We start from the raw sequence: 21,277 nt of genomic DNA on the forward strand, positions 1-21,277 counted from the left end.
TCATGGGGCATTTCTACGGTGCAAGAAACGGCGATGTTGTCATTTCCCCGAAGAAAGTTAATCTGCAACTTATTCAGGCAGTTAATGCTTGCTTTGAGGCAAAATTTACACCTATAATTGATTATAGACAAATATTTCTCATGTGTATTTTATATGTCGCGGTGGAATTAATCGTAGATAGAAAGCAATATGAGAGGCAAATTTGCATGCGCAGTCACTGCGGTATTCGCAGGGCTGCCGGGACAGGAATCACACCGTGTTGCGTGCAGCCGGTACCGCTGGCGGGCTGATCAGGCCCTTGGCGGATATTGGCGTTGTGCAGCGTTCGTCTTGTCGTGCCGGGCAAAATTCTTATCAATAGTTTCATTTACGAAGAGCCGAAATGAATTTAGCAAAAATGAAGGTTGGTACACGCCTGGGCCTGGGGTTCGCCCTGGTACTGGTTCTGCTGGTGGCTGTGACGATACTCGGCATTGCGCGCATGGCGCAAATCCAGGAACGTCTCGATCACGTCATTAACGTCAACAACGTCGTCACCCGCCTGGTGATCGACATGCGTGGCAATGTCAGCGACCGCATCACTTCGCTGCGCATCCTGACCCTGATGACAGACTCGGGCGACATGGAGCCGGAAATGGCGCGCATCAAGGCGCAGACCAATACCTACCAGGAAACACAGAAAAAGCTGGAAGCCAAGTTCGCCATCGAATCGACGGCCGAAGAAAAAACCTTGCTCGCTTCCATCAAGGAATATGAAGCGGCCGCCATGCCGGCGATAGCCAAGGCCTCGGCGCTGTGGATGGCCAACGATGCCGAAGCGGCGACGCGCGTGATGATCAAGGAAATCCGTCCGGTCCAGAAAAAATGGATCGATGCGCTGGAACAACTGGCCACCCTGGAAGACAAGCTCAACGAGCAGATGCAATCGGATGCCCGCAAGGCTTTCGACAGCGCGCGCCTGTTCATGATCGTGCTGGGCGTACTGGCCGTGGCGCTGGGCGTGGCGGCCGCACTGGTGATTACCCGCGGCCTGCTCAAGCAGCTGGGCGGCGAACCCGACTACACGGCATCGATCGCCGGCAGCATCGCCAAGGGCGACCTGTCGATCGGCATCCATACGCAAAGCTCGGACAATTCCAGCCTGCTGGCGGAAATGAAGGAAATGCGCAACAGCCTGGTCGGCATCGTCGGCCAGGTGCGGGTGGGCACGGAAACCATCGGCACGGCCTCGCGTGAAATTGCCGACGGCAATATCGACCTGTCCTCGCGCACCGAGATGCAGGCCAGCGCGCTGGAAAAAACCGCATCCGCCATGGAAGAGCTGACCTCGACCGTGAAACAGAACGCCGACAACGCCCGTGAAGCCAACAAGCTGGCCGCCACCGCGTCGGACGTCGCCATCAAGGGCGGCTCGGTGGTGTCGCAAGTGGTCGATACCATGAGCTCGATCAACGAATCGGCCAAGAAGATTGTCGACATCATCGGCGTGATCGATGGCATCGCCTTCCAGACCAATATCCTGGCGCTCAATGCGGCCGTGGAAGCGGCACGTGCCGGCGAGCAAGGCCGCGGCTTTGCCGTGGTGGCCTCCGAAGTGCGCAACCTGGCCCAGCGTTCGGCCGGCGCCGCCAAGGAAATCAAGATCCTGATCGACGATTCGGCCGAGAAGACCGAACGCGGCACGCGCCTGGTCGGCCAGGCCGGCGTGACGATGGGTGAAGTGGTCGACAGCGTGCGCCGCGTCACCGACATCATGAGCGAGATCGCCAGCGCCAGCGCCGAGCAGAGCGCCGGCATCGAACAGGTCAACCTGTCGATCATCGAGATGGACGGCATGACGCAGCAGAATGCGGCGCTGGTCGAGCAAGCGGCCGCTGCGGCGCAAAGCCTGCAGGACCAGGCGGCCGAACTGTCGCATGTGGTCAGCATCTTCAAGCTGGTCGAGGGCGAAGAGCGCGCGGCGGCCTACGTGCCGGCGCCAGCGCAGGTAAAAGCCCCGGCAGCGGTGGTGGTACGCAAGCCGGCCGCGCCTCTGCGTCCGGTCAAGTCGCTGGCACGCAAGACCGAAGCGGCCACCCCTGCCGCTCCTGCCGCGCCCAAGGCCGGCAAGCGTGCCGCTGCGGCCAGCACCAGCAATGACGAGTGGGAAGAGTTTTAAGTTGTAGCAGCATCCAGTAGCAGTGCCATGGTGGCAGTAGAGTCCTGGGCTGCGCGGTCAATCGCGCAGCCGGTTTTACGAATTTGTTTAACGTTGTTGAAAAAGTGTAACTATGAATAAGCGTAGTGTTATCGCAGCTGTACTCCTCTCCGGCGTGAGCGCCACCGTCCTGGCCAGCGAAGTGCCAGCGACCTTCGATGCAAAAAGCTGCAAGGCTGAATATCCGAAAGCTTCGCTCGTCAATGAAGAGCAGGGCGACGTGACGATGTCGTTCCTGGTCTCGGCCGACGGCAAGGTGGTCGATTCGAAAGTCGATAAAAGCAGCGGTTTTCGCAATCTGGACAAGGCCGCCGTCAAGGCCATCAGCGCCTGCAAGTTCAAGCCAGGCACCAAGGATGGCAGCGTGGCCCAAACCTGGACCAAGGTCGATTATTCCTGGAAGCTGTAATCACTCTGTTTGATTTTATTGGGGAAACAAATGTCTAAAAGTATGCGTCATATGGGTGTTGCAGCTGCATTGCTGTTTTCTGTCTCGTCCGCTAGCTTTGCGGCAGAGGTTCCCGCATCCTTCGATGCCAAGACCTGCAAGGCCGATTATCCGAAAGCATCGCTGATGAACGAGGAGCAGGGCACGGTGTCGATGTCCTTCCTGGTCAATGCCGATGGTAGCGTTGCCGATTCGAAAATCGAAAAGAGCAGCGGCTTCAAGAACCTGGACAAGGCCGCCATCAAGGCTTTGTCGGCATGCAAGTTCAAGCCGGGCACCAAGGATGGCGCTGCGGCACAGACCTGGACCAAGGTCGACTACAACTGGAAGCTGGACTGATCGCCGCCGGCCAGGTTCGCCCTGGCCGGATCGATGTTTGTCACCCCTGACGGGCGGTGCCGCGATTGCGGAGCCGCCCGTTCTGTCATGTACGCCACGCCACGGCGCGCCGTATCTGTTACGCTCGGCACTATACTGCCGTGTTTCTTTCATGCCCAGAGGCCATCATGCATTCCATCTTGAAACTATCCCTTGCCGCCGCCACTGTCGTTTCCCTGTCGGCCTGCGCCGGTTTCAGCACCCCGCCCGGACTGGAAACGGGGCAGACGGTGGCGCTCGTCAACAGCCTCAGCTGGGTCAATCCGATGAGCGGCAAACGCGATGGCGTACGGACCAGCTGGCCCATCAAGCATGGCAAGGTGGCCGCCGAGTATTTTCCGCTGGCGCAACTCAAGCGCTGCGAGGCGCAGGACAAGCAGTGCGCCTGGGGCGTCATGCGGGCCCAGCGCAGCGCACCGTCGTTCGCCTATGCCGATGGCGGCGTCAACATGACTTTTGCGCTGGCGATCGACGTGGCGCGGCGCCAGGAAGCGCGCCAGGACGAAGTGCAGACGGCCATGGCGATCCCGAAGGACGTGGCGGCGCTGGCCGGCAAGCAGCAGGTGCAACACACGATCGGTTTGAAGTATGGCAAGGTGGAGCAGATCGAACTCGATTTCGGCGTGCGCTACCAGGTGTGCGCGCAACGCCATGACGCGTCCGGCAAGGCGATCGACAAGTGCGAGATTCCGTTTATCTGAAGCCGCTGGCGCCGCTTTGTCGCGAGCGCGCCACGCTTCATGTTGCGCTCTGCATCGGCGTGTAACATTCGGTAAATCCGCAGCGCCGGGACGCTTTATTTCTTACACTACTAGATTGGAAAAGGAGTGTGCGATGAAAACCTTGTTGGCAGTAATCTCGATGGCCGCCCTCGGCGGCTGCGTGGTGGCGCCGCCCGGCCCGGCCTACTATGGCACGCGTGCGCCGCAGGCGGCCTACGATCCCTATCAGTGGCATACGGTCTCGTCCGAGCCGGTGCAGTCGTCGCGCGTGGTCAGCGCGCCGCGGGTGGAATATACGAGTGAACCGGTGTACGTGCAGCAGCAGCCTGTGTATGTGCAGCAACCGGTGTATGTGCCGGCGCCCGTGTATGCGCCGCAGCCTTATTATTACAATCCGCCCGTATCGATCGGGCTGGACTTCATGTTCGGCTTCGGGCGCTCGGGCTACCGTGGCCCGCGTGGCGGATGGGGCGGGCATGGCCGCTATCACGGCCGCCGCTGATCGGCAGTGGCAGCAGTGGCAACCTCAGGCGTTTCAGTGGAAGTAGACTGACGCCTGGTGCAACACGTCCGCCGAGCACAGGATATACACGGCCGCGCCAGCCAGACTGATTTGGAAGGCACCAAAGCTGAAGGGAATAAGGCGGGACATGATGGACTCCTGATGGGTGGCAAGTTGAGCGCTTGTGCGCTAACGGTATGACTCCATCATAGCTATCTTTAATTCCTACAAGAATCAGATGAATGTCCGCCACCGTGTAGGACAAATGCTTGCGGACTCAGCTATAGCTGGTTGACAGCCCGTTTCAGCGATTTTTCCAGCGCACCACCGGCTCTTCCGGCGCCGTGTCGGGCAGGTTCGATACCGCCAGCCAATGCGTCAGCCGTTCCGGGTGCTTCAGATTGATGCCCATGCCATCGATGATCCCGACCTGCTCCAGGAAGCGCGCGTCAAACTTTCCTTTTGACACCGTCGGCGCACCCATCACCATGCGGTCATACGCCTTGCGCGCCTTGTTTTCCCACTTGTGCAGATTGCTTTCATCGAAACGGTTCGATTCGAAATACACGGTCAGGGTGCCGTCGTGATTGCCGAAACCGACGATCCCGGCCCCCTTGCGGAAGGTGGTCGTATTGTTGATGTCAAACTCTTCCGTCGGCACGAAGACGCCGGCGCGGCCATCGATATCCGGCCGGCCCACAGGGGTGTCCTTGCCGTAGGAACTCGTTTCAGTAGTCGGTTTTTCTTCAGCCATGGTCGGTACTGATGGCGCTCGCCATCCTGTTCTATCAATGCGTATTGGTAATCAAGGCGCGGTGGCGGCCCCGGCGGAACAATGCGCGCTTGGCATTGTTTGACATAAGTAAAGTATTGTAGCCTCAATCTAATTCTATTGGGCAACAAGGACCGAATTTTATGGTGTCGCGCCCATGAAAAAAGCCACCCGGCATGGCTGCGGGGTGGCTCGTCAGAAAACGGTGCGCTGGTACGTGATGCTTATGCCTGGCGCTTGCGGCGTGCGATGAAACCCATCAGGCCCAGGCCCAGCAGCATCATGGCGTAGGTTTGTGGTTCCGGCACCGCCGACACCGACACCGAGACATTGTCCAGGTAGGAGCCGTAGGTAGGCGCCGAGGTTGGGCCGACCGATTCAAAACGCAGCACGGTCGAGGAACCCAGGGCGCTGACGGTCTGGCTGAAGGTCTGCCAGGTTGGCGTGGTGGTGCCGACCAGCGGGCTGGCGGTCAGCAGCGTGTTGCCCCAGTACACATTCATCAGGCTGCTGGCATTGCCCGCCGTATCGGGACGGCCCGAGTAGGCGAACGACAGCAAATAGCTGCTGCCGGCGGTGGTGCTGATGGTTTGCGAAATCGAGGTCAGGCGGTCGGTGTTCAATTCCAGGTATTGCACGCCGTTGGCTGCGGTTGGCATGAAGCCGCTGGCGCCGCCCTGGGTCGAGCCTTTCTGGATCTCGAATGCCGAATTGCCGCTGATTGACGAGGTCCAGCCGGTAACACTGCTGAGCTGTGCCGACGACGAACTGATCGAGTTGCTTTCAAAGCTGCCGTTGACCACCAGCTCGGTTGCTGCGCTGGCGGCACCGGCCGACAGCAGGGTCGCCAGGGCGGCAATGTTCAAGAAGATGGTTGGCAATTTCATGGTATTTCCGTTTGTTGGTTTAAAAATAATCTTGTTTCCCGATTGACATGCAAATGGTAGCATTAAAACCTGCTAGCCGAGCAGTTGTTCCTTCAGTTTATTTTCATTCTTGAAACGGAAAGTATACTTTCTACAACAATTTATTTCCCGATAGAAATCTTCAGAATGCCAGCCGTCCCTGCAGGTAGACCATGCGCGGCGCGCCCACCATTTTTCCCAGGTTGCCATCCGAGGTGCGCGTGAAGTAGCGCTTGTCGGCCAGGTTGTTGACGCCCGCCAGCAGTTCCAGGCCAGTCTGGCCCGGCACCTTCCATTTCACCTGCGTATTCCAGGTACGGTAGCCGGGAATCACGCCCAGGTCGCCGGCGCGGTTTTCCAGTACCGTGTTGGCGTCATCGGCGAACTGCCGCGTCTGATGCGTGCTCGACAAATCGAAGCCCCAGCCGCCGCGCTCGCCGCCGCGCTGGTAGTGCAGGCCCACCGTATCGGTATTGCGCGAGTAATACGGCACGTCGTTGCCCGCGTTCGCGCCTTCTTCCAGGGTCGCCTTGGTGTAGGTGTACGTGGCGTAGGCGTTCAGGCCGGCGAATGGGCCGGACGCGTCGAAGCGGTAGTCGAGCGCCGTTTCCAGGCCCTGGTGGTGGGTGGCGCCACGGTTGAAGAAGGTGACATTGGTGCCGCTGCCCACCGACTGGATCTGGTTGTCGAACTTGATGTTGAACAAGGTGGCCTCGGCCGACAGACTGGCGCTCTTCCAGCGGCCGCCCAGTTCCATGGTTTTCGCCAGTTCCGGCTGCAAGGGGTTTTTTGCCGATTGCGCATTGAGCTGGGTGTTCTGCACGGCGCCAAACGAACTGTTGTAGTTGGCGAACACGGTCACGTTATTGCTCAGCAAGTAAGCCAGGTTCAGCGAGGGCAGGGCCTTGTTGTTGAGCAGCTCGATTTTCTCTTCCTGCGGCAGGTGATTGATGCGCACCGTCTTGATATGTTCGTAGCGCACGCCGGGCGTGATGCGCCAGGCGTTGACGGCAATCTTGTTGTCGATATAGATGGCCTGGGCGTCGGTGCTGTTGTCGGCAAAGCGCGTCGGCGCCTGTTGCACGCCGGTGGCGACCACCACGTTATAGATCGTTTCGTCGGCCCGTTCGCGCAGGTAGCGGTAGCCCACCGTCACGTCATGCGTCATGCCGGCCGCCTTGAAGCGCTGCGTGTAGCGCGGTTCGAACGCCGCCGTTTCGTAATTGCGCGGCTGGTGGCCCAGGCCGGTGCCGGCCGCATTGATCAGGGTGCTCTGGCGCGAACTCTCGTTGTAGTAGGCGCGCACTTCCAGTTCCTGGGTGGCGGAAATACTGTTCAAGTAGCCGACGTCGGCTGCCTTGCGCTCGCCGCTCCAGAAGTCGCTGCGGCGGGTGTTCTGGAACGGGTCAAGACGGTATTGCGCCTGCGTCAGCCCGCCCGGCGTGTGCGAGGTGACGTCGTAGTAAGACAGCTTGCCGTAGATCTCGGCAGTCGGGCTGAGGTCGTAGCGGAACTTCAGCGCGAAGTCGTTCAGTTTTTCATCGCTGGCCACGCGCCAGTCGCTGCCGGTCATGCCCGAATACAGCAGGGCCAGGCCCAGGCCGCTATCGAGCTGGCTGCCGGCAAACACGCTGTATTGCGTGTTGTGGCCGTCGCCCTCGCCATAGCTGTTATGGCGCACGCTGGCGTCGCCCGTGATGCCTTCGGTGGTGGGAATGCGGCGGGTCTTGAAGTTGATGATGCCGCCCACGTTTTGCGGCCCGAAGCGCACCGCGCCGCCGCCGCGCACCACGTCCACCGTTTCCACATTGGCCAGGCTGACGGGCGCGAACGACAGCTGCGGCTGGCCGTAAGGCGCCACCGACATCGGGATGCCGTCGAGCAGCACCGTGCTGCGTGGCGAGTAGCGCCCAGGCAAGCCGCGCACGCCGATATTCAACGATACGGCGCTGCCCGAACTGCCCGAGTTGTCGCTGATCTGCACGCCGGGGATGCGGCGCATCACATCGCTGACGCTGGACGCGCCCGAGTTCTCGATCTCTTCCTTCTGCACCACGCTGCGCGCGCCGGCAAAGTTTTTCGTGCTGGCCGCCATGCTGGTGCCGAGCAGATTGCTGCTGACCTGGATCGCTTCGAGCACCGGGCCCGCATCGTCGGCCGAGCTGCCCTGCTGCGCCTGCGCACCCAGCGGCAAGGCCAGGCAGGCAACGGTAATGGCCAGCGCGCACGGGCGCATGGTGAAAGGAACAGGGTGGGGCATGGCGGTATCTCCGATGGCAGGGGACTGGATGATAGTGATTCTCATTCTCGCCGTCAATCGGCCTTTGCGTGGCTGTTGTGGCCGTGGTACGCGCCTGGCCTGCGCGCCAGATGGCTTGCGTGCGGTGTGCAAGCGCCCCTTCTTGTATACTGCCGTTTTCGCCGACGCCAGAAACCACACCGACATGAGCCAAACAATCGAAAATCCCTCCACGGAACGCCGCCAGGGCGAGTCCGCCGCACCGGCCCGCAAACTCAATTTGCTGGTGGTCGACGACAACCAGGAAGTGGGCGAGTCGCTGGCCATGCTGCTGGAAACCTTTGGCCATAACGTGGTGGTGGTGCGCAACTGGCAAATGGCGGTCGAGCAAGTCAAGCAATGCGTGCCCGACGCAGTCTACCTGGACATCGAAATGCCCGGCATCAGCGGCATCGAAATTGGCCGCCGCCTGCGCAACAACCCGGAGACCGCGAACGCCGTGCTGGTCGCCGTCACCGGCCACAGCCTGCCGATGTATATGGACGACGCGCTGACGGTCGGCTTCCGCCATTTCCTCGTCAAGCCGGTACGCATGGAAGACCTGGCGACGACGGTGCAGTCGGTGCTGGCGGCATAAACAGCGTGGCGTGAAAAAGCGAGGCCGGCCGCGTGCCGGCTTTTTTTCGCGCCTGCGCCATGCGTGTCAAAACGTTGGTTTGCTGGATGTACTCATGCCGATAGTTTACCTGGGGCGTGATTCAGCTGCGCATTGGGTATTTCTGAAAAAAGCCACAAATCAGTATAGCCAAGCAGGTACCGATGATTAATATATGGTTAACCATGCTATAGTTGCAAGAAAAACAAGGAATAAGTCGCGTTACGTCTCAGGATGCGATAGAACTCCAAGAAAGATAAAAGTAGAATAAAAGGGAATTCATGTATCCAACTGCCCGGCCTGCAGCGGCCAGTCAACTCCAGTCACTTCAAGTCCTGAGAGGAGTAGCTGCGCTTAGCGTAGTATATTTTCACATAGGAAAGGGTGCTACCTTTGGCTCCTTCGGCGTTGATCTATTTTTTGTTTTAAGCGGATTTGTAATCGCCATGGCGTCCGAAAAGAACGTCGGCGCAATCCAGTTCGCAATTAACCGCATCACGCGGGTGGTGCCGCTCTACTGGCTGATGACGACTCTACTGCTGATGGTATTGATCCTTCGCCCGGACTTGTTTAATTCAACAACGGCAAGCATCCCGAACTATTTTAAATCAATCTTTTTCATTCCGTACTTCAACGACAACGGCCAGCTTCAGCCACTACTTGGGGTTGGGTGGACGTTGAATTATGAAATGATATTCTATGCAATGGCTGCTGTTTCGTTGTCCATTAGCCCGACCCGATTCTATTGCGTTACCTGTGCATTAGTGGTTTCGCTGTTTGGGATGGGGTACCTGCTACCTGATGGAACGCCCTACGCTGATTTTTTACGATCAAATCTGCTCTTTGAGTTCATGCTTGGCATGGCGGCATTCAAGCTCAAGGATTCCACTTATCTTCGCAAGATTCCACTATGGATTATTGCCATTATAATCCTCTTGCTTTATGCAATTATGTCTTTAATCGAGATAACTGGTTTTGTGAACAGGTTTATCGAATTTGGCATTCCATCATTTTTAATTGTTTTGCTGGCAATTCAACTGGAGCCACTTTTATCGAGACTTAATTCTGTTTTTTTCAGGATGTTGATTCATGTAGGTGACGCCAGTTATGCCATTTATATTTCTCATACAATCGCAGTAGAATTAATCAAGAGATTTTTGCCCCGGATCACTAACGGGCTAACGATAGAATCTCCAATTGGAATTGCCATTGCTCTTTCGTTTAGTATCGTCTTGGGTGGATTCATATACATATTTTTAGATAAGCCTTCCGTGTCGCTCGCAAAAAAAGCGTTCTCCGGGCTTTCAAAAACCATGGTGAAATCGCGCAAGGAAATTGGTTAATTGCCAATGTGCGTCAGCTCTGCGCGCGCGACGACCAGGCGCAAGCTGGTAACGATGGCGCCTTCCTTCGTCTTGCCCGCGATTTGGCAGCACCTCGGCCGCGCGAAAGCCGGTCAGGTAGCTGAGCATGGATGCACCGCCCAGGTTGCGGAAAGTGTCGGTCTGGCGCAGCGAGCACAGGTAAAAACGCACCACCTGGCTGCGTGAGATCGTCCGCACGTCCTCCTCGGTGTCCGTTCTGCATGATGTCGGTGAAAGGCCTTGCCTTGATCACACCCTTGGCGTACTGCGTATTATTGGCGCTGGAAAGTGCACGTCCTGTCCTCACCGCCGCCGCACGCTGATTTGAGATTGCGTTGGAAAATGCAAAAAAAAGGTTACAAGCCGAAGCATGTAACCCTTTGATTTTCCTACTAATTCTGTGGGGTGGCTGATGGGGCTCGAACCCACGACAACAGGAATCACAATCCTGGACTCTACCAACTGAGCTACAGCCACCACTGTCTTACTGCTAGTTCAGCGAGTGTTTTGCTGAACAGGTGCCGAATTATACAAAGAACTCGGCGAAGTGGCAAATCTAAATGCAGTCTTTTTTAATTATTCGAAAGATTGCCTGAAAACGCCTGGTTTCCCCTAGATGGACAGGTGTGCCACGGGCGGATGCAGTTCCAGCAAACCGGCAAACGCGGTCGTCAATGCTTCGACGCCGGCGGTGGTGTAGCCCTGCAGTTGCGGCGCGTGGTTCAGGTCGCGGCGCAGGTCGGCTGCGTCGAGCAAACGGGCCAGCTGGCGTGCCACGGCTTCGCCGGTATCGATCAGGGTCACCGGCTGCTGGGTATGGGCGCGCACGGTGCGGGTAATCGCTTCCTGCACGAAAGGGTAGTGGGTGCAACCGAGTACCAGGGTGTCGACGCCTTGCGCCAGCAGCGGGGCGATATAGCGCTCCAGCATGGCGCTGGTGGCGTCACCCGGTTCATTGCCCATGGCGCACTGCTCGATGCGTTCGACCAGGCCGACGCAGGGCTGCAAAAGAAAAGTGGCGCCGGTGGCGGTGCTGACCTGCTCGCGCAAGGCCAGCAATTTTTCTCCGCGCAAGGTGCGCTCGGTGGCCAGCACGCCGATCTTGCCGTTGTGGCTGATGGCGGCCGCCGGTTTCAATCCCGGCTCCACGCCGACGATGGGCAGCTCGGGGTAGCGCGCGCGCAGCGCCTTGATGGCGGCGATGGTGGCCGTGTTGCAGGCCACCACCAGTGCCTTGATGCCTTGTTGCACCAGATAGGCGGCGACGGCCAGCGAACGGTCGATGACCTGCTGTTCGGTCTTGTCGCCATACGGCGCGTAGCCGGAGTCGGCCACGTAGATCAGGTCTTCGTGCGGCAGTTGCGCGCGGATATGGCGCAGCACCGACAGGCCGCCGACGCCGGAGTCGAAGACGCCGATGGCGGCGTCGCGTAAAGTAAAAGTCATGGTAAGCCGGGGCCGATGGAAATGAAAAACGCCGCGCAAGCTGTGTGCCGCGCGGCGTTCATGGTAGTGCCTGTTTAAGCAACCGTCACGGGAATCTTGCTGACGCTATTGAGTTGCTCGATCTTGGCCTGCCATTCCTTCGGACCCGTGTTGTGCACCGAAGTGCCTTTCGAGTCCACCGCCACCGTCACCGGCATGTCGACCACGTCGAACTCGTAGATCGCTTCCATGCCCATGTCGGCAAAGCCCAGCACTTTCGCGCCCTTGATGGCTTTCGACACCAGGTAGGCCGAACCGCCGACCGCCATCAGGTAGGCCGACTGGTGTTTCTGGATCGATTCGATGGCGACCGGGCCGCGCTCGGCCTTGCCGATCATGGCGATCAGGCCGGTTTTTTCCAGCATCATGTCGGTGAACTTGTCCATGCGGGTGGCCGTCGTCGGGCCGGCCGGGCCAACCACTTCGTCACGCACCGGATCGACCGGGCCGACGTAGTAGATGACGCGGTTCTTGAAGTCCACCGGCAATTCTTCACTCTTGGCCAGCATGTCCTGGATGCGCTTGTGCGCGGCATCGCGGCCGGTCAGCATCTTGCCGTTCAGCAGCAGGGTCTGGCCCGGCGTCCACGAAGCGACTTCTTCTTTCGTCAAGGTATTGAGGTCGACGCGTTTCGATTTTTCCGTGTCCGGCGCCCAGCTGACGTCAGGCCAGGTCGACAGCGGTGGCGGCGTCATGTAGGCAGGGCCCGAACCGTCCAGCACGAAGTGGCCGTGGCGGGTGGCGGCGCAGTTCGGGATCATGGCGACCGGCTTCGAGGCGGCGTGGGTCGGGTGCATCATGATTTTCACGTCCAGCACGGTGGTCAGGCCGCCCAGGCCTTGCGCGCCGATGCCCAGCGAGTTGATCTTGTCGCACAGTTCGATACGCAGTTCTTCCAGCTTGTTCTGCGGGCCGCGCTGTTTCAGCTCGTACATGTCGATGTCTTCCATCAACACCTCTTTTGCCATCAGCATGGCTTTTTCGGCCGTACCGCCGATGCCGATGCCCAGCATGCCCGGTGGGCACCAGCCGGCGCCCATGGTCGGCACGGTCTTCATGACCCAGTCCACCAGCGAGTCGGACGGGTTCATCATGATCATCTTCGACTTGTTTTCCGAGCCGCCACCCTTGGCCGCCACCTTCACGTCGACGGTATTGCCTTCGACCAGTTCCATGTGCACCACGGCTGGCGTGTTGTCCTTGGTGTTCTTGCGGTCGAAATGCGGGTCGGCCACGATCGACGCGCGCAGCTTGTTGTCGTCGAAGTTGTACGCGCGGCGCACGCCTTCGTTGACGGCGTCGGTGACGGTGCCGCTAAAGCCCTCGAAGCGCACGCCCATGCCGATTTTCAGGAAGACGTTGACGATACCCGTGTCCTGGCAGATAGGACGCTTGCCTTCCGCGCACATGCGCGAATTGGTCAGGATTTGCGCGATCGCATCTTTTGCGGCCGGGCTCTGCTCGGACTCGTAGGCGCGCGCCAGGTGTTCGATGTAATCAGCAGGGTGGTAGTAGCTGATGTATTGCAGCGCTGCGGCGACGGATTCGATCAGGTCTTCTTGCTTTATGACAGTCATGGTGTTCTCGCGAGATATAAGAAGGATGAAACTGGTTACTGCATGAGTTAGTGCGGTGGACGCGCCTGGTTCTGCGTCACGGTCATGATGCGGTCGGTGTAGGCGATTGCCATGGCCGAAATGATGAAGACCATATGGATCACGGTTTGCGCGATGATCACGTCCATCTTGTACGAACCTGCGTTGATGAAGGTCTTCAGCAGGTGGATCGACGAGATGCCGATGATGGCCATCGCCAGCTTGGTTTTCAGCACCGACGCATTTACGTGCGACAGCCATTCCGGCTGGTCCGGATGGTCGTCCAAGTGCATGCGCGACACAAAGGTTTCGTAGCCGCCAATAATCACCATGATCAACAGGTTCGAGATCATCACCACGTCGATCAGGCCCAGCACCACCAGCATGATGGTCGCTTCGTTGAGCTTGGTCGGCAGCGGATTGCCGGGCACGGCGACGGCGGTGAGGATGTGCTGCAGGGCCGCATCATTGCCGAACACGGCGCCGATCAGGTCGGACAGTTCCACCCAGAAATGAAATACATACACGCATTGCGCCAGGATCAGGCCCAGGTACAGCGGCAATTGCAGCCAGCGCGACATGAAGATGAAAGCAGACAAGGGGTGCAGCTTGGTGTGTGAGGGCTTGTTTGAGTGGTCGATCATGTGGAGAGTCCTGGGATTAATGCCCATTTTTTGGCATGCCGACATTTTACACTTGCTGATAGTCACTGCGCATGCCCCCATGTCGAGTTCTTGGTCTTGATGAAACACAAGCAGGCCCAAGATAAACAGACAGTCAGATCTTTTCGGGCCACTATATGGGGCGTCACGTGCTTGACGCTCATCAATGCGGGCGAGTATGGTAAGAGCAGGAGCATGAAAAAAACCAGGCTGTAAGGCGTCCGTAAGACGCTGGGAATATGGTATTAGCAAACAATTACTACACTGGAGATCAGCATGGCCACGACAGAAAACCAAGGCACGCAGCAGCAGGGACCGGAAGAGTCCCGCATCTTTGAACCTTCCCAGCAATTCGCTGCGCAGGCAACCATTTCGGGCATGGACGCCTACCAGGCCATGGTGCTTGAAGCCGAGCGCGACTACGAAGGCTTCTGGGCCAAGCTGGCCCGCGAAAACCTGAGCTGGAAAAAACCGTTCACCCGCACCCTCAACGAAGACAACGCGCCGTTCTACAAATGGTTCGAAGACGGCCAGCTGAATGTCTCGTACAACTGCCTCGACCGCAATATCGAAAATGGCCTGGGCGACAAGACCGCCATCATCTTCGAAGCGGACGACGGCACCGTCACCAAAGCCACGTATAGCCAGCTGCACGAAAAAGTCTGCAAGTTCGCCAACGGCCTGAAGGCCAAGGGCATCGCCAAGGGCGACCGCGTGATCATCTACATGTCGATGTCGGTCGAAGGCGTGGCCGCCATGCAAGCCTGCGCGCGCATCGGCGCCACCCACTCGGTGGTGTTCGGCGGCTTCTCAGCCAAATCCTTGCAAGAACGCATTATCGACGCCGGCGCCGTGGCCGTGATCACGGGTGACGAACAACTGCGCGGCGGCAAGAAGCTGCCCTTGAAATCCATCGTCGACGAAGCACTGGCGCTGGGCGGCTGCGAGTCCGTGAAAAACGTCATTGTCTACAAACGCACCGGCAGCGACCTGCCGATGGTGGCAGGCCGCGATACCTGGCTGCACGACCTGGTCGAAGGCCAGAGCGCGCAGTGCGAGCCGGAATGGGTCGATGCCGAGCATCCACTGTTTATTCTTTACACCTCCGGCTCGACCGGCACCCCGAAAGGCGTGCAGCATTCGAGCGGCGGCTACCTGCTGTGGGCCGCGCTGACCATGAAGTGGAGCTTCGACATCAAGCCCGACGACGTGTTCTGGTGCACCGCCGACATCGGCTGGGTCACCGGCCACAGCTACATCGCGTATGGCCCGATGGCCGTCGGCGCCACGCAAGTGGTGTTCGAAGGTATCCCGACCTACCCGAACGCGGGCCGCTTCTGGGAAACCATCAAGAAACACAACGTCAGCATTTTTTATACCGCACCGACGGCCATCCGCTCGCTGATCAAGGCGGCCGACGTGGACCCGAAAGTCCATCCGCAACACTACGACCTGTCCAGCCTGCGCCTGCTGGGTACGGTCGGCGAGCCGATCAACCCTGAAGCGTGGATGTGGTACTACAAAAACATCGGCGGCGAAAAATGCCCGATCGTCGACACCTTCTGGCAAACCGAAACCGGCGGCCACATGATCACGCCGCTGCCGGGCGCGACGCCGATGGTGCCGGGTTCCTGCACCCTGCCACTGCCAGGCATCATGGCCGCCATCGTCGACGAAGCGGGCCAGGACGTGCCGAACGGGCAGGGCGGCATCCTGGTCGTGAAACGCCCATGGCCATCGATGATCCGCACCATCTGGAACAACCCGGACCGCTTCAAGTCCAGCTACTTCCCGGAAGAGCTGGGCGGCAAGATGTACCTGGCCGGCGACGGCGCGATCCGCAACAAGGATACCGGCTACTTCACGATCACCGGCCGCATCGATGACGTGCTGAACGTCTCCGGCCACCGCATGGGCACGATGGAAATCGAATCGGCCCTGGTCGCCAACCCGCTGGTCGCCGAAGCGGCGGTGGTGGGCCGCCCGGACGACACGACGGGCGAATCGATCTGCGCCTTCGTGGTCCTGAAGCAAGCCCGCCCGACCGGCGAAGAAGCGAAGAAGCTGGCCCTGGAGCTGCGCAACTGGGTCGGCAAGGAAATCGGCCCGATCGCGAAACCGAAAGAGATCCGCTTCGGCGACAACCTGCCCAAAACCCGCTCCGGCAAAATCATGCGCCGCCTGCTGCGCGTGCTGGCCAAGGGCGAGACGATCACGCAGGACGTCTCCACCCTGGAAAATCCGGCCATCCTGGATCAGCTGAAAGAGGCGTCGTAATCGGATGCGTGGTTTGGTAGCTGCCTGAACCCCAAGCCAAGATCCAGGGTTACTTTTACTCTAGGGTAAATATCTTTGGCAGAATGTGGATTCCTTGCTATAATCTGCGGCTTCGCGACAAGCGGAAACAGTAGCAATGCAAGTAGTACGCCAGCATTGCATGCAGGAGAGATGGCTGAGCGGCTGAAGGCGCACGCCTGGAAAGCGTGTATAGGGTAATACTCTATCGGGGGTTCGAATCCCCCTCTCTCCGCCAAAGACGAAAAAAAGAAAGCTACCCTCGGGTAGCTTTTTTTTCGTCTGCAGGCGGAGAGAAGCAGGGCGCCTGCGCGCCCTGCGCGGGGGATTCGAAGGGTCGGGCCTACTGGCCCGGCCCTTTCCGAATCGGCCAACTGCTGCCGCTGCGCGGCAGCCTCGCGCGCCTGCGGCGCGCGTTCGTGGTTCTAATCAGGTTTCGACTCAGCATGCTTCCAAAGCGCCCAATGCATGTGACCCCGGCATCCAATCACCCAAAAGTAAACGCAAACGCCCCCACACGCGCGTCAAGAAAGCGAATCTCGAAAGTGCTTTCCCTGACGCCGCCGGCCTGCCGCACCAACTGGTACAGGCGGGTATCGGTGACGCTGCCATTGCCTTGCGCATCGGTATCCGCGCCATGGTTTTTCCCGGGTGTGCTGCCATTGATCCTGACCTGAAAACGTACCGGTTTGCCATCGGCGCGGGGCCGTAATACCAGGTGCAAGTCGCGCGCATTGAAACGGTAGACGATTGTGCCGCCGGGTTGATTCAGGTTGGCGTGTTCAGCGCCTACCGTCCAGTTGCCCGACAAGCCCCATTGGTTCAGGCCAGGCGCTGTCGTCGTGTAATCGTGGGCGACGTCCCGCTTCAAGCCGCTGCGCGTCACATCGTTCGACGCTTGCGCATAGCCGACATATGCCTCCCCCGAGCGCAGGTTGGCGATGTCCGGCGCAGCCTGTTCAGCGCTGCCTTGAGGCGTGGCGAGCGCACCCATCGGCTGAAGTCTGCCTGCTTCGGCAAGCAGCGCCTGAATGGCCTTCTCGGTTTTTTCGTAATTGCCTTCGCCCGATAGACGCGCCCTGATCTGCCCTATGGTGTCGGCGAGATAGAACGCCGGCCATGCATTGTTATGAAAGGCATTCCAGATCTGGTGGTTGCTGTCCACCGCAATCGGGTAATCGATCTTGAAGCGCTCAATTGCCTTGTTGATGTTAGCGGCATCCTTCTCGAAGCCGAATTCCGGGGTGTGCACGCCAATCACGACCAGGCCCTGGCTGCGGTATTTTTCCGCCCACGCGCGTACATGAGGCAGGGTGCGAATACAGTTAATGCAGGAGTAGGTCCAGAAGTCGACCAGGACGACTTTGCCACGCAACTGCGCCGGGGTCAGCGGCGCGGAGTTCAGCCAGGTGGTCGCGCCGGTCAGTGCAGGAAGCGCGCCGAGGGACGGCAAGCCGCTGGGTCCGGCGGCGGCACTTGGCGCAATGTGCACGATGGCCGCGCCGGCAAACAGCGCAAGCGCCAGGCAGCGGCGCAGCCGCGAGAGGGGAGTAGATACCATGATGAACGCTGCTCCTTCAGGCCAGGGAAAGGGTGACATCGATGTTTCCCCTCGACATACGGGAATACGGACACAGCTGGTGCGCCGCCTCGATCAGCGCTTGCCCCTGCTCGCGCGGCAGTCCAGGCAGGCTGATGCGAAGTCGCGCCTGCAGGAAAAAGCCACCTTCTCCCGACCCCAGGTTCACCTCCGCATCGACGGCCACGTCAGGCGGCAAAACAATGTTTTTCTCCTTCGCGGCGCGCCCCATTGCACCGATGAAGCAGGCCGACCAGCCGGCGGCAAACAGCTGTTCGGGATTGGTGCCTTCGCCGTTGCCGCCTGGGGGCGACAAGCGGATCTGCAGGCGGCCATCGTCGCTGTGTGCGGCGCCGTCACGGCCGCCGGTGGTATGCGTTTTGCCGGTGTACAGGACTTTGTCGATATTGTTCATGGTTTCCTTTCGATGAGGTAGAAATGAGCGTGATCAGAGCTGATCTGCCGCGATGACGGCATCGGCAAACGCGCGCGGCGCTTCTTGTGGCAGGTTGTGACCCGCGCCACCGCCAATCAGTTGATGCCGGTACTTGCCGGTGAAGCGCTGCGCATAGGCCGCCGGCTCCGGGTGTGGCGCGCCATTGGCGTCCCCTTCCAGCGTGATGGTCGGTACGGTGATCACTGGCAATTGCGCCAGGCGTGCTTCGAGTGCGTCATATCTGGCTTCGCCTTTTTCCAGGCCGAGCCGCCAGCGGTAGTTATGTACCGTGATGGCGACATGGTCGGGATTGTCCAGGGCCGCGGCGCTGCGCGCGAACGTACGGTCGTCGAAGTGCCATTGCGGCGACGCGGTCTTCCAGATCAGTTTCGCAAAGTCGCGATGGTTTTTTTCATAACCGGCGCGGCCGCGCTCCGTGGCGAAGTAGAACTGGTACCACCATTGCTGCTCGGCAGCTGGCGATAACGGTTGCTTGCCAGCGTCCTGGCTGCCGATCAAATACCCGCTGACGGACACCAGTGCGCGCACCCGCTCCGGCCACAATGCCGCGACGATATCCGCCGTGCGCGCGCCCCAGTCATATCCTGCGACAGTGGCCTGGTCGATTTTCAGCGCATCCATCAAGGCGATCACGTCGGAAGCAAGCGCCGCAGGTTGGCCGTTGCGCAGTGCGTGCGGATCGAGGAAGCGCGTCGTGCCATAGCCGCGCAGGTGCGGCACGATGACGCGGTAACCGGCCTTGGCCAGCATCGGCACGACGTCGATATAACTATGAATATCGTACGGCCAGCCATGCAGCAGGATGACCACCGGCCCATTCGACGGCCCCTCGTCCACGTAGCCAACATCGAGCACGCCGGCCTTGATCTGCCGGATGTGCTGAAAAACCGGCAGCGCCAGGCTGGCAGTCGCGCTGATGGCGGGTGTTGCGCCGGTCGGCTGCGCTTGCACAGCTCCCGACAAACTGGCCAGCGACAACACAGCCAGGGCAAGAAAGCGGGCACGATCACAGTAAGTCTTTTTCACATGATTCTCCAGGGCTGGCACGATGCCGTTACAGTAAATTAATTATCTTGATAATGAATATGAAGATAATCATATGCGGTAGGCCTGGAAAGATCAAGTACAATAATGATTATCGTGATAATTGAATGGGGGGTTGTCATATGGACAAGAAAGCAGAGAGCGACAAGGAAGCCGTGCGCTTTGGCGACTTCATGTGTTTCGCGGTGTACTCGACCAACCTCGCTTACTCGCGCGTGTACAAGCCCGTGCTGGAACAGCTGGGTTTGACCTACCCCCAGTACATCACCATCATTTGCCTGTGGGAAGAAGACAACCAGACCGTCAAGGGCCTGAGCGAGAAGCTGTTCGTGGAAGCGAGCACGATGACGCCCATGCTGAAGCGGCTGGAGGCGATGGGCTTTGTGCGGCGCGAGCGCGACAGCAAGGATGAGCGCAGTGTGCGCGTGGCGTTGACCGATGCAGGCCGCAGCGTGCGGGAAAAAGCGTTTGCGTATCGAGAGGTGACGGCGAAAGCGGCTGGCCTGTCGCCGGAAGAATTTCGCATCTTGCAAAAAGCGATCGTCAGGCTGCGCAGCAACCTCATCGACGCGTCAGTGCAGGAACGGCGCGGGTCGGACGGAGACGTGCCGGGATAGAACTTGCTACCGCACCGTCAGATGTGGTGCATGCTGGCCAGGGTTGAGGCGATGCTTGGCGTGTGTGCTTCTGCGGCGGCCGATGCATGAGTCCGTGTCTGAATGGCGGACCTCGCTCCATGGGCTAAAAATATCTAATCGTTGCTCCTTGGCGCGGTGGTCAAGTAATTTCGGATACAACGATAGGTTCACGCTCTGCCATTGCTGTTCGTAGGCAGAGGGCGGCAGATTGCCCAGTACTGAATACGCTTGCAGTGATAGAAGCCGACGGATATAGAATTGATGGCGAGGATGCGTTCGATTGGCATAGGCACCAAGTATCTGGTGGCGACTCGATGAATGGCTCAGGCACCGGTCGCGGGCAATACAGCTCAAACAATGGCAGCACAGCCATCGTATCTATCGGGCGTTGCTGAAATTTGGTGCCCCTATGCCGCTGCGCGCCTGCGGCGCGCGTCCGTGGCTGTAATTAGGTATCGACTGAGCATGCTTTTACGGCGTCTAATGCATTAGTCCATGTCCTCCTTCAAGGTGATTGTCGATTACAACTGTGAGGGTCTCGGCATCGAGGTTGATTTCTCCTTGGCGTCCTAACGTCCCTCGACAGGATCATCAAACTCCAAGTCAATTGCTGCGATAACGGTCCGGAATACATCAGCGCTGTGACGTGGGCTTGGGCCGCCAAACGCGGCATTTGCATCGACTTCATTCAGCCTAGCCAGCCGCAGCAGAATGCTTATGTCGAGCGCTATAACCGCACGGTGCGCTAAGAATGGTTGCCCATCACCTGTTTGAAACGTTCGATGATATCTAGTATTTTGCAACCCGCTGGCTGTGGACTTACAATCGCGACCAGCCCAACATGGCACTTAGCGGCATCACACCAAAACAGAAGCTTGCCTTGGCCGCTTAACCTCTATTTTTAGCGCCCTCTAAAAATGAGAGGATTGCCGGGGAATTCATGAAATAAATTCCAATTTCCAATGGGGAAATGTCTTATACTTAGTGCCACATTAATTCCTTTGTTAGTGCAAATTGGCGAAAATACATACCCCAAAATTTGGCATAAATCGCCCTTTGGCTTTCCATAAACTGGTCGGAAAGATCAGAGATCGCAAGAAGCGTAACTTGCTTCGCGGCTACGCGGCTCGTCCAACACTCTCTGGCGATGAGATTAAAAACATACGCTTGGGGAACAGCTCAGGGGATGCAGTCGTGATCGGCTCATTACTGCGGGGACCGTATGGGCTAATTAACTCGGCTCACCTAACTAAGCAGACTGTTTGAGGTACCCTGACTTTTTCGGACACTCTAGTTTGGTAAACTTCACCAACTGGAGAACTTATGACACGCTCAACAAC

Annotated in this window: 18 protein-coding genes, 2 tRNA genes and 1 pseudogene; 11 read left to right on the forward strand and 10 right to left on the reverse strand. The window is 58.8% G+C overall.

Features of this window, described 5'->3' with window-relative positions; translation table 11 throughout:
- Positions 1–382: 382 nt before the first annotated feature.
- The 5 genes from ACP7B7_RS15890 to ACP7B7_RS15910 all read left to right on the forward strand — a co-directional run bounded on the left by ACP7B7_RS15890 (position 383) and on the right by ACP7B7_RS15910 (position 4,247).
- Complete coding sequence (locus ACP7B7_RS15890; protein WP_426077274.1) at positions 383–2,158, forward strand: methyl-accepting chemotaxis protein; 1,776 nt, start codon at positions 383–385, stop codon at positions 2,156–2,158.
- A 112-nt stretch (positions 2,159–2,270) separates the two neighbouring features.
- On the forward strand, positions 2,271–2,606 hold the full coding sequence (locus tag ACP7B7_RS15895; protein WP_308922799.1) for an energy transducer TonB: 336 nt from the start codon (positions 2,271–2,273) through the stop codon (positions 2,604–2,606).
- A gap of 42 nt (positions 2,607–2,648) precedes the next feature.
- Positions 2,649–2,984: an energy transducer TonB gene (locus ACP7B7_RS15900; RefSeq protein ID WP_374694331.1), complete on the forward strand. Its 336-nt coding sequence runs from the start codon at positions 2,649–2,651 to the stop codon at positions 2,982–2,984.
- Between the two features lie 179 nt (positions 2,985–3,163).
- On the forward strand, positions 3,164–3,724 hold the full coding sequence (locus ACP7B7_RS15905; protein WP_308922797.1) for a hypothetical protein: 561 nt from the start codon (positions 3,164–3,166) through the stop codon (positions 3,722–3,724).
- Between the two features lie 133 nt (positions 3,725–3,857).
- The gene (locus ACP7B7_RS15910) at positions 3,858–4,247 is read left to right on the forward strand and encodes a hypothetical protein (RefSeq protein ID WP_426077275.1); all 390 of its coding nucleotides are present in this window, start codon (positions 3,858–3,860) and stop codon (positions 4,245–4,247) included.
- A 304-nt stretch (positions 4,248–4,551) separates the two neighbouring features.
- Here ACP7B7_RS15910 and ACP7B7_RS15915 read toward each other — a convergent pair whose 3' ends face one another.
- The 3 genes from ACP7B7_RS15915 to ACP7B7_RS15925 all read right to left on the reverse strand — a co-directional run bounded on the left by ACP7B7_RS15915 (position 4,552) and on the right by ACP7B7_RS15925 (position 8,184).
- Positions 4,552–5,001, reverse strand: a complete 450-nt coding sequence (locus tag ACP7B7_RS15915; RefSeq protein ID WP_426077276.1) for a hypothetical protein — start codon at positions 4,999–5,001, stop codon at positions 4,552–4,554.
- Between the two features lie 242 nt (positions 5,002–5,243).
- Positions 5,244–5,906, reverse strand: coding sequence for an FxDxF family PEP-CTERM protein (locus ACP7B7_RS15920; RefSeq protein ID WP_426077277.1), 663 nt, complete (start codon positions 5,904–5,906; stop codon positions 5,244–5,246).
- A gap of 160 nt (positions 5,907–6,066) precedes the next feature.
- A complete protein-coding gene (locus ACP7B7_RS15925; protein WP_426077278.1) occupies positions 6,067–8,184 on the reverse strand; it encodes a TonB-dependent receptor family protein in 2,118 nt (705 codons plus the stop codon).
- A 184-nt stretch (positions 8,185–8,368) separates the two neighbouring features.
- Between ACP7B7_RS15925 and ACP7B7_RS15930 the strand changes: the two genes are divergently transcribed.
- Positions 8,369–8,800, forward strand: a complete 432-nt coding sequence (locus ACP7B7_RS15930) for a response regulator (RefSeq protein ID WP_426077279.1) — start codon at positions 8,369–8,371, stop codon at positions 8,798–8,800.
- 299 nt (positions 8,801–9,099) lie between these two features.
- Positions 9,100–10,161 (forward strand): acyltransferase family protein, encoded by a 1,062-nt coding sequence (locus ACP7B7_RS15935; RefSeq protein ID WP_426077280.1) that lies wholly within the window; start codon positions 9,100–9,102, stop codon positions 10,159–10,161.
- Positions 10,162–10,583: 422 nt separating this feature from the next.
- Here ACP7B7_RS15935 and ACP7B7_RS15940 read toward each other — a convergent pair.
- The 4 genes from ACP7B7_RS15940 to ACP7B7_RS15955 form a co-directional block, all read right to left on the reverse strand.
- Positions 10,584–10,659, reverse strand: a tRNA-His gene (locus ACP7B7_RS15940).
- A 135-nt stretch (positions 10,660–10,794) separates the two neighbouring features.
- Complete coding sequence (gene murI, locus ACP7B7_RS15945) at positions 10,795–11,628, reverse strand: glutamate racemase (RefSeq protein ID WP_426077281.1); 834 nt, start codon at positions 11,626–11,628, stop codon at positions 10,795–10,797.
- Positions 11,629–11,702: 74 nt separating this feature from the next.
- Positions 11,703–13,244, reverse strand: a complete 1,542-nt coding sequence (locus ACP7B7_RS15950; RefSeq protein ID WP_426077282.1) for a fumarate hydratase — start codon at positions 13,242–13,244, stop codon at positions 11,703–11,705.
- 47 nt (positions 13,245–13,291) lie between these two features.
- Positions 13,292–13,906 (reverse strand): YqhA family protein, encoded by a 615-nt coding sequence (locus ACP7B7_RS15955; RefSeq protein WP_426077283.1) that lies wholly within the window; start codon positions 13,904–13,906, stop codon positions 13,292–13,294.
- Between the two features lie 294 nt (positions 13,907–14,200).
- Between ACP7B7_RS15955 and acs the strand changes: the two genes are divergently transcribed.
- Entirely contained in the window at positions 14,201–16,201 is a 2,001-nt protein-coding gene (gene acs / locus ACP7B7_RS15960; protein ID WP_426077284.1) for an acetate--CoA ligase, read from the forward strand.
- A 165-nt stretch (positions 16,202–16,366) separates the two neighbouring features.
- Positions 16,367–16,457: transfer RNA gene (locus ACP7B7_RS15965), tRNA-Ser, on the forward strand.
- Between the two features lie 249 nt (positions 16,458–16,706).
- Here the strand turns inward: ACP7B7_RS15965 and ACP7B7_RS15970 are convergent.
- From ACP7B7_RS15970 to ACP7B7_RS15980, 3 genes are read right to left on the reverse strand one after another with little or no spacing between them, the layout of a single operon-like run.
- The gene (locus tag ACP7B7_RS15970; RefSeq protein ID WP_426077285.1) at positions 16,707–17,819 is read right to left on the reverse strand and encodes a thioredoxin family protein; all 1,113 of its coding nucleotides are present in this window, start codon (positions 17,817–17,819) and stop codon (positions 16,707–16,709) included.
- Positions 17,797–18,213, reverse strand: a complete 417-nt coding sequence (locus ACP7B7_RS15975) for an organic hydroperoxide resistance protein (RefSeq protein WP_426077286.1) — start codon at positions 18,211–18,213, stop codon at positions 17,797–17,799. Before ACP7B7_RS15975 ends, ACP7B7_RS15970 begins: the two co-directional genes overlap by 23 nt.
- 33 nt (positions 18,214–18,246) lie before the next feature.
- Complete coding sequence (locus tag ACP7B7_RS15980; protein ID WP_426077287.1) at positions 18,247–19,281, reverse strand: alpha/beta fold hydrolase; 1,035 nt, start codon at positions 19,279–19,281, stop codon at positions 18,247–18,249.
- A 140-nt stretch (positions 19,282–19,421) separates the two neighbouring features.
- Between ACP7B7_RS15980 and ACP7B7_RS15985 the strand changes: the two genes are divergently transcribed.
- Positions 19,422–19,916, forward strand: coding sequence for a MarR family winged helix-turn-helix transcriptional regulator (locus ACP7B7_RS15985; RefSeq protein WP_426077288.1), 495 nt, complete (start codon positions 19,422–19,424; stop codon positions 19,914–19,916).
- A gap of 513 nt (positions 19,917–20,429) precedes the next feature.
- Positions 20,430–20,829: pseudogene (locus tag ACP7B7_RS15990) on the forward strand (integrase core domain-containing protein); the annotation flags it as partial.
- Positions 20,830–21,277 lie beyond the last annotated feature (448 nt).

Source organism: Janthinobacterium sp. PSPC3-1, from assembly GCF_049896105.1.
In the GTDB taxonomy this organism is placed as follows: domain Bacteria; phylum Pseudomonadota; class Gammaproteobacteria; order Burkholderiales; family Burkholderiaceae_D; genus Janthinobacterium.

What these genes read in the sequence shown, in the direction of transcription:
- ACP7B7_RS15890 (WP_426077274.1), top strand. Translation starts at nt 383, where the DNA reads ATGAATTTAGCAAAAATGAAGGTTGGTACACGCCTGGGCCTGGGGTTC.
- ACP7B7_RS15895 (WP_308922799.1), top strand. Translation starts at nt 2,271, where the DNA reads ATGAATAAGCGTAGTGTTATCGCAGCTGTACTCCTCTCCGGCGTGAGC.
- ACP7B7_RS15900 (WP_374694331.1), top strand. Translation starts at nt 2,649, where the DNA reads ATGCGTCATATGGGTGTTGCAGCTGCATTGCTGTTTTCTGTCTCGTCC.
- ACP7B7_RS15910 (WP_426077275.1), top strand. Translation starts at nt 3,858, where the DNA reads ATGAAAACCTTGTTGGCAGTAATCTCGATGGCCGCCCTCGGCGGCTGC.
- ACP7B7_RS15915 (WP_426077276.1), bottom strand. Translation starts at nt 5,001, where the DNA reads ATGGCTGAAGAAAAACCGACTACTGAAACGAGTTCCTACGGCAAGGAC.
- ACP7B7_RS15920 (WP_426077277.1), bottom strand. Translation starts at nt 5,906, where the DNA reads ATGAAATTGCCAACCATCTTCTTGAACATTGCCGCCCTGGCGACCCTG.
- ACP7B7_RS15925 (WP_426077278.1), bottom strand. Translation starts at nt 8,184, where the DNA reads ATGCCCCACCCTGTTCCTTTCACCATGCGCCCGTGCGCGCTGGCCATT.
- ACP7B7_RS15930 (WP_426077279.1), top strand. Translation starts at nt 8,369, where the DNA reads ATGAGCCAAACAATCGAAAATCCCTCCACGGAACGCCGCCAGGGCGAG.
- ACP7B7_RS15935 (WP_426077280.1), top strand. Translation starts at nt 9,100, where the DNA reads ATGTATCCAACTGCCCGGCCTGCAGCGGCCAGTCAACTCCAGTCACTT.
- murI (WP_426077281.1), bottom strand. Translation starts at nt 11,628, where the DNA reads ATGACTTTTACTTTACGCGACGCCGCCATCGGCGTCTTCGACTCCGGC.
- ACP7B7_RS15950 (WP_426077282.1), bottom strand. Translation starts at nt 13,244, where the DNA reads ATGACTGTCATAAAGCAAGAAGACCTGATCGAATCCGTCGCCGCAGCG.
- ACP7B7_RS15955 (WP_426077283.1), bottom strand. Translation starts at nt 13,906, where the DNA reads ATGATCGACCACTCAAACAAGCCCTCACACACCAAGCTGCACCCCTTG.
- acs (WP_426077284.1), top strand. Translation starts at nt 14,201, where the DNA reads ATGGCCACGACAGAAAACCAAGGCACGCAGCAGCAGGGACCGGAAGAG.
- ACP7B7_RS15970 (WP_426077285.1), bottom strand. Translation starts at nt 17,819, where the DNA reads ATGTCACCCTTTCCCTGGCCTGAAGGAGCAGCGTTCATCATGGTATCT.
- ACP7B7_RS15975 (WP_426077286.1), bottom strand. Translation starts at nt 18,213, where the DNA reads ATGAACAATATCGACAAAGTCCTGTACACCGGCAAAACGCATACCACC.
- ACP7B7_RS15985 (WP_426077288.1), top strand. Translation starts at nt 19,422, where the DNA reads ATGGACAAGAAAGCAGAGAGCGACAAGGAAGCCGTGCGCTTTGGCGAC.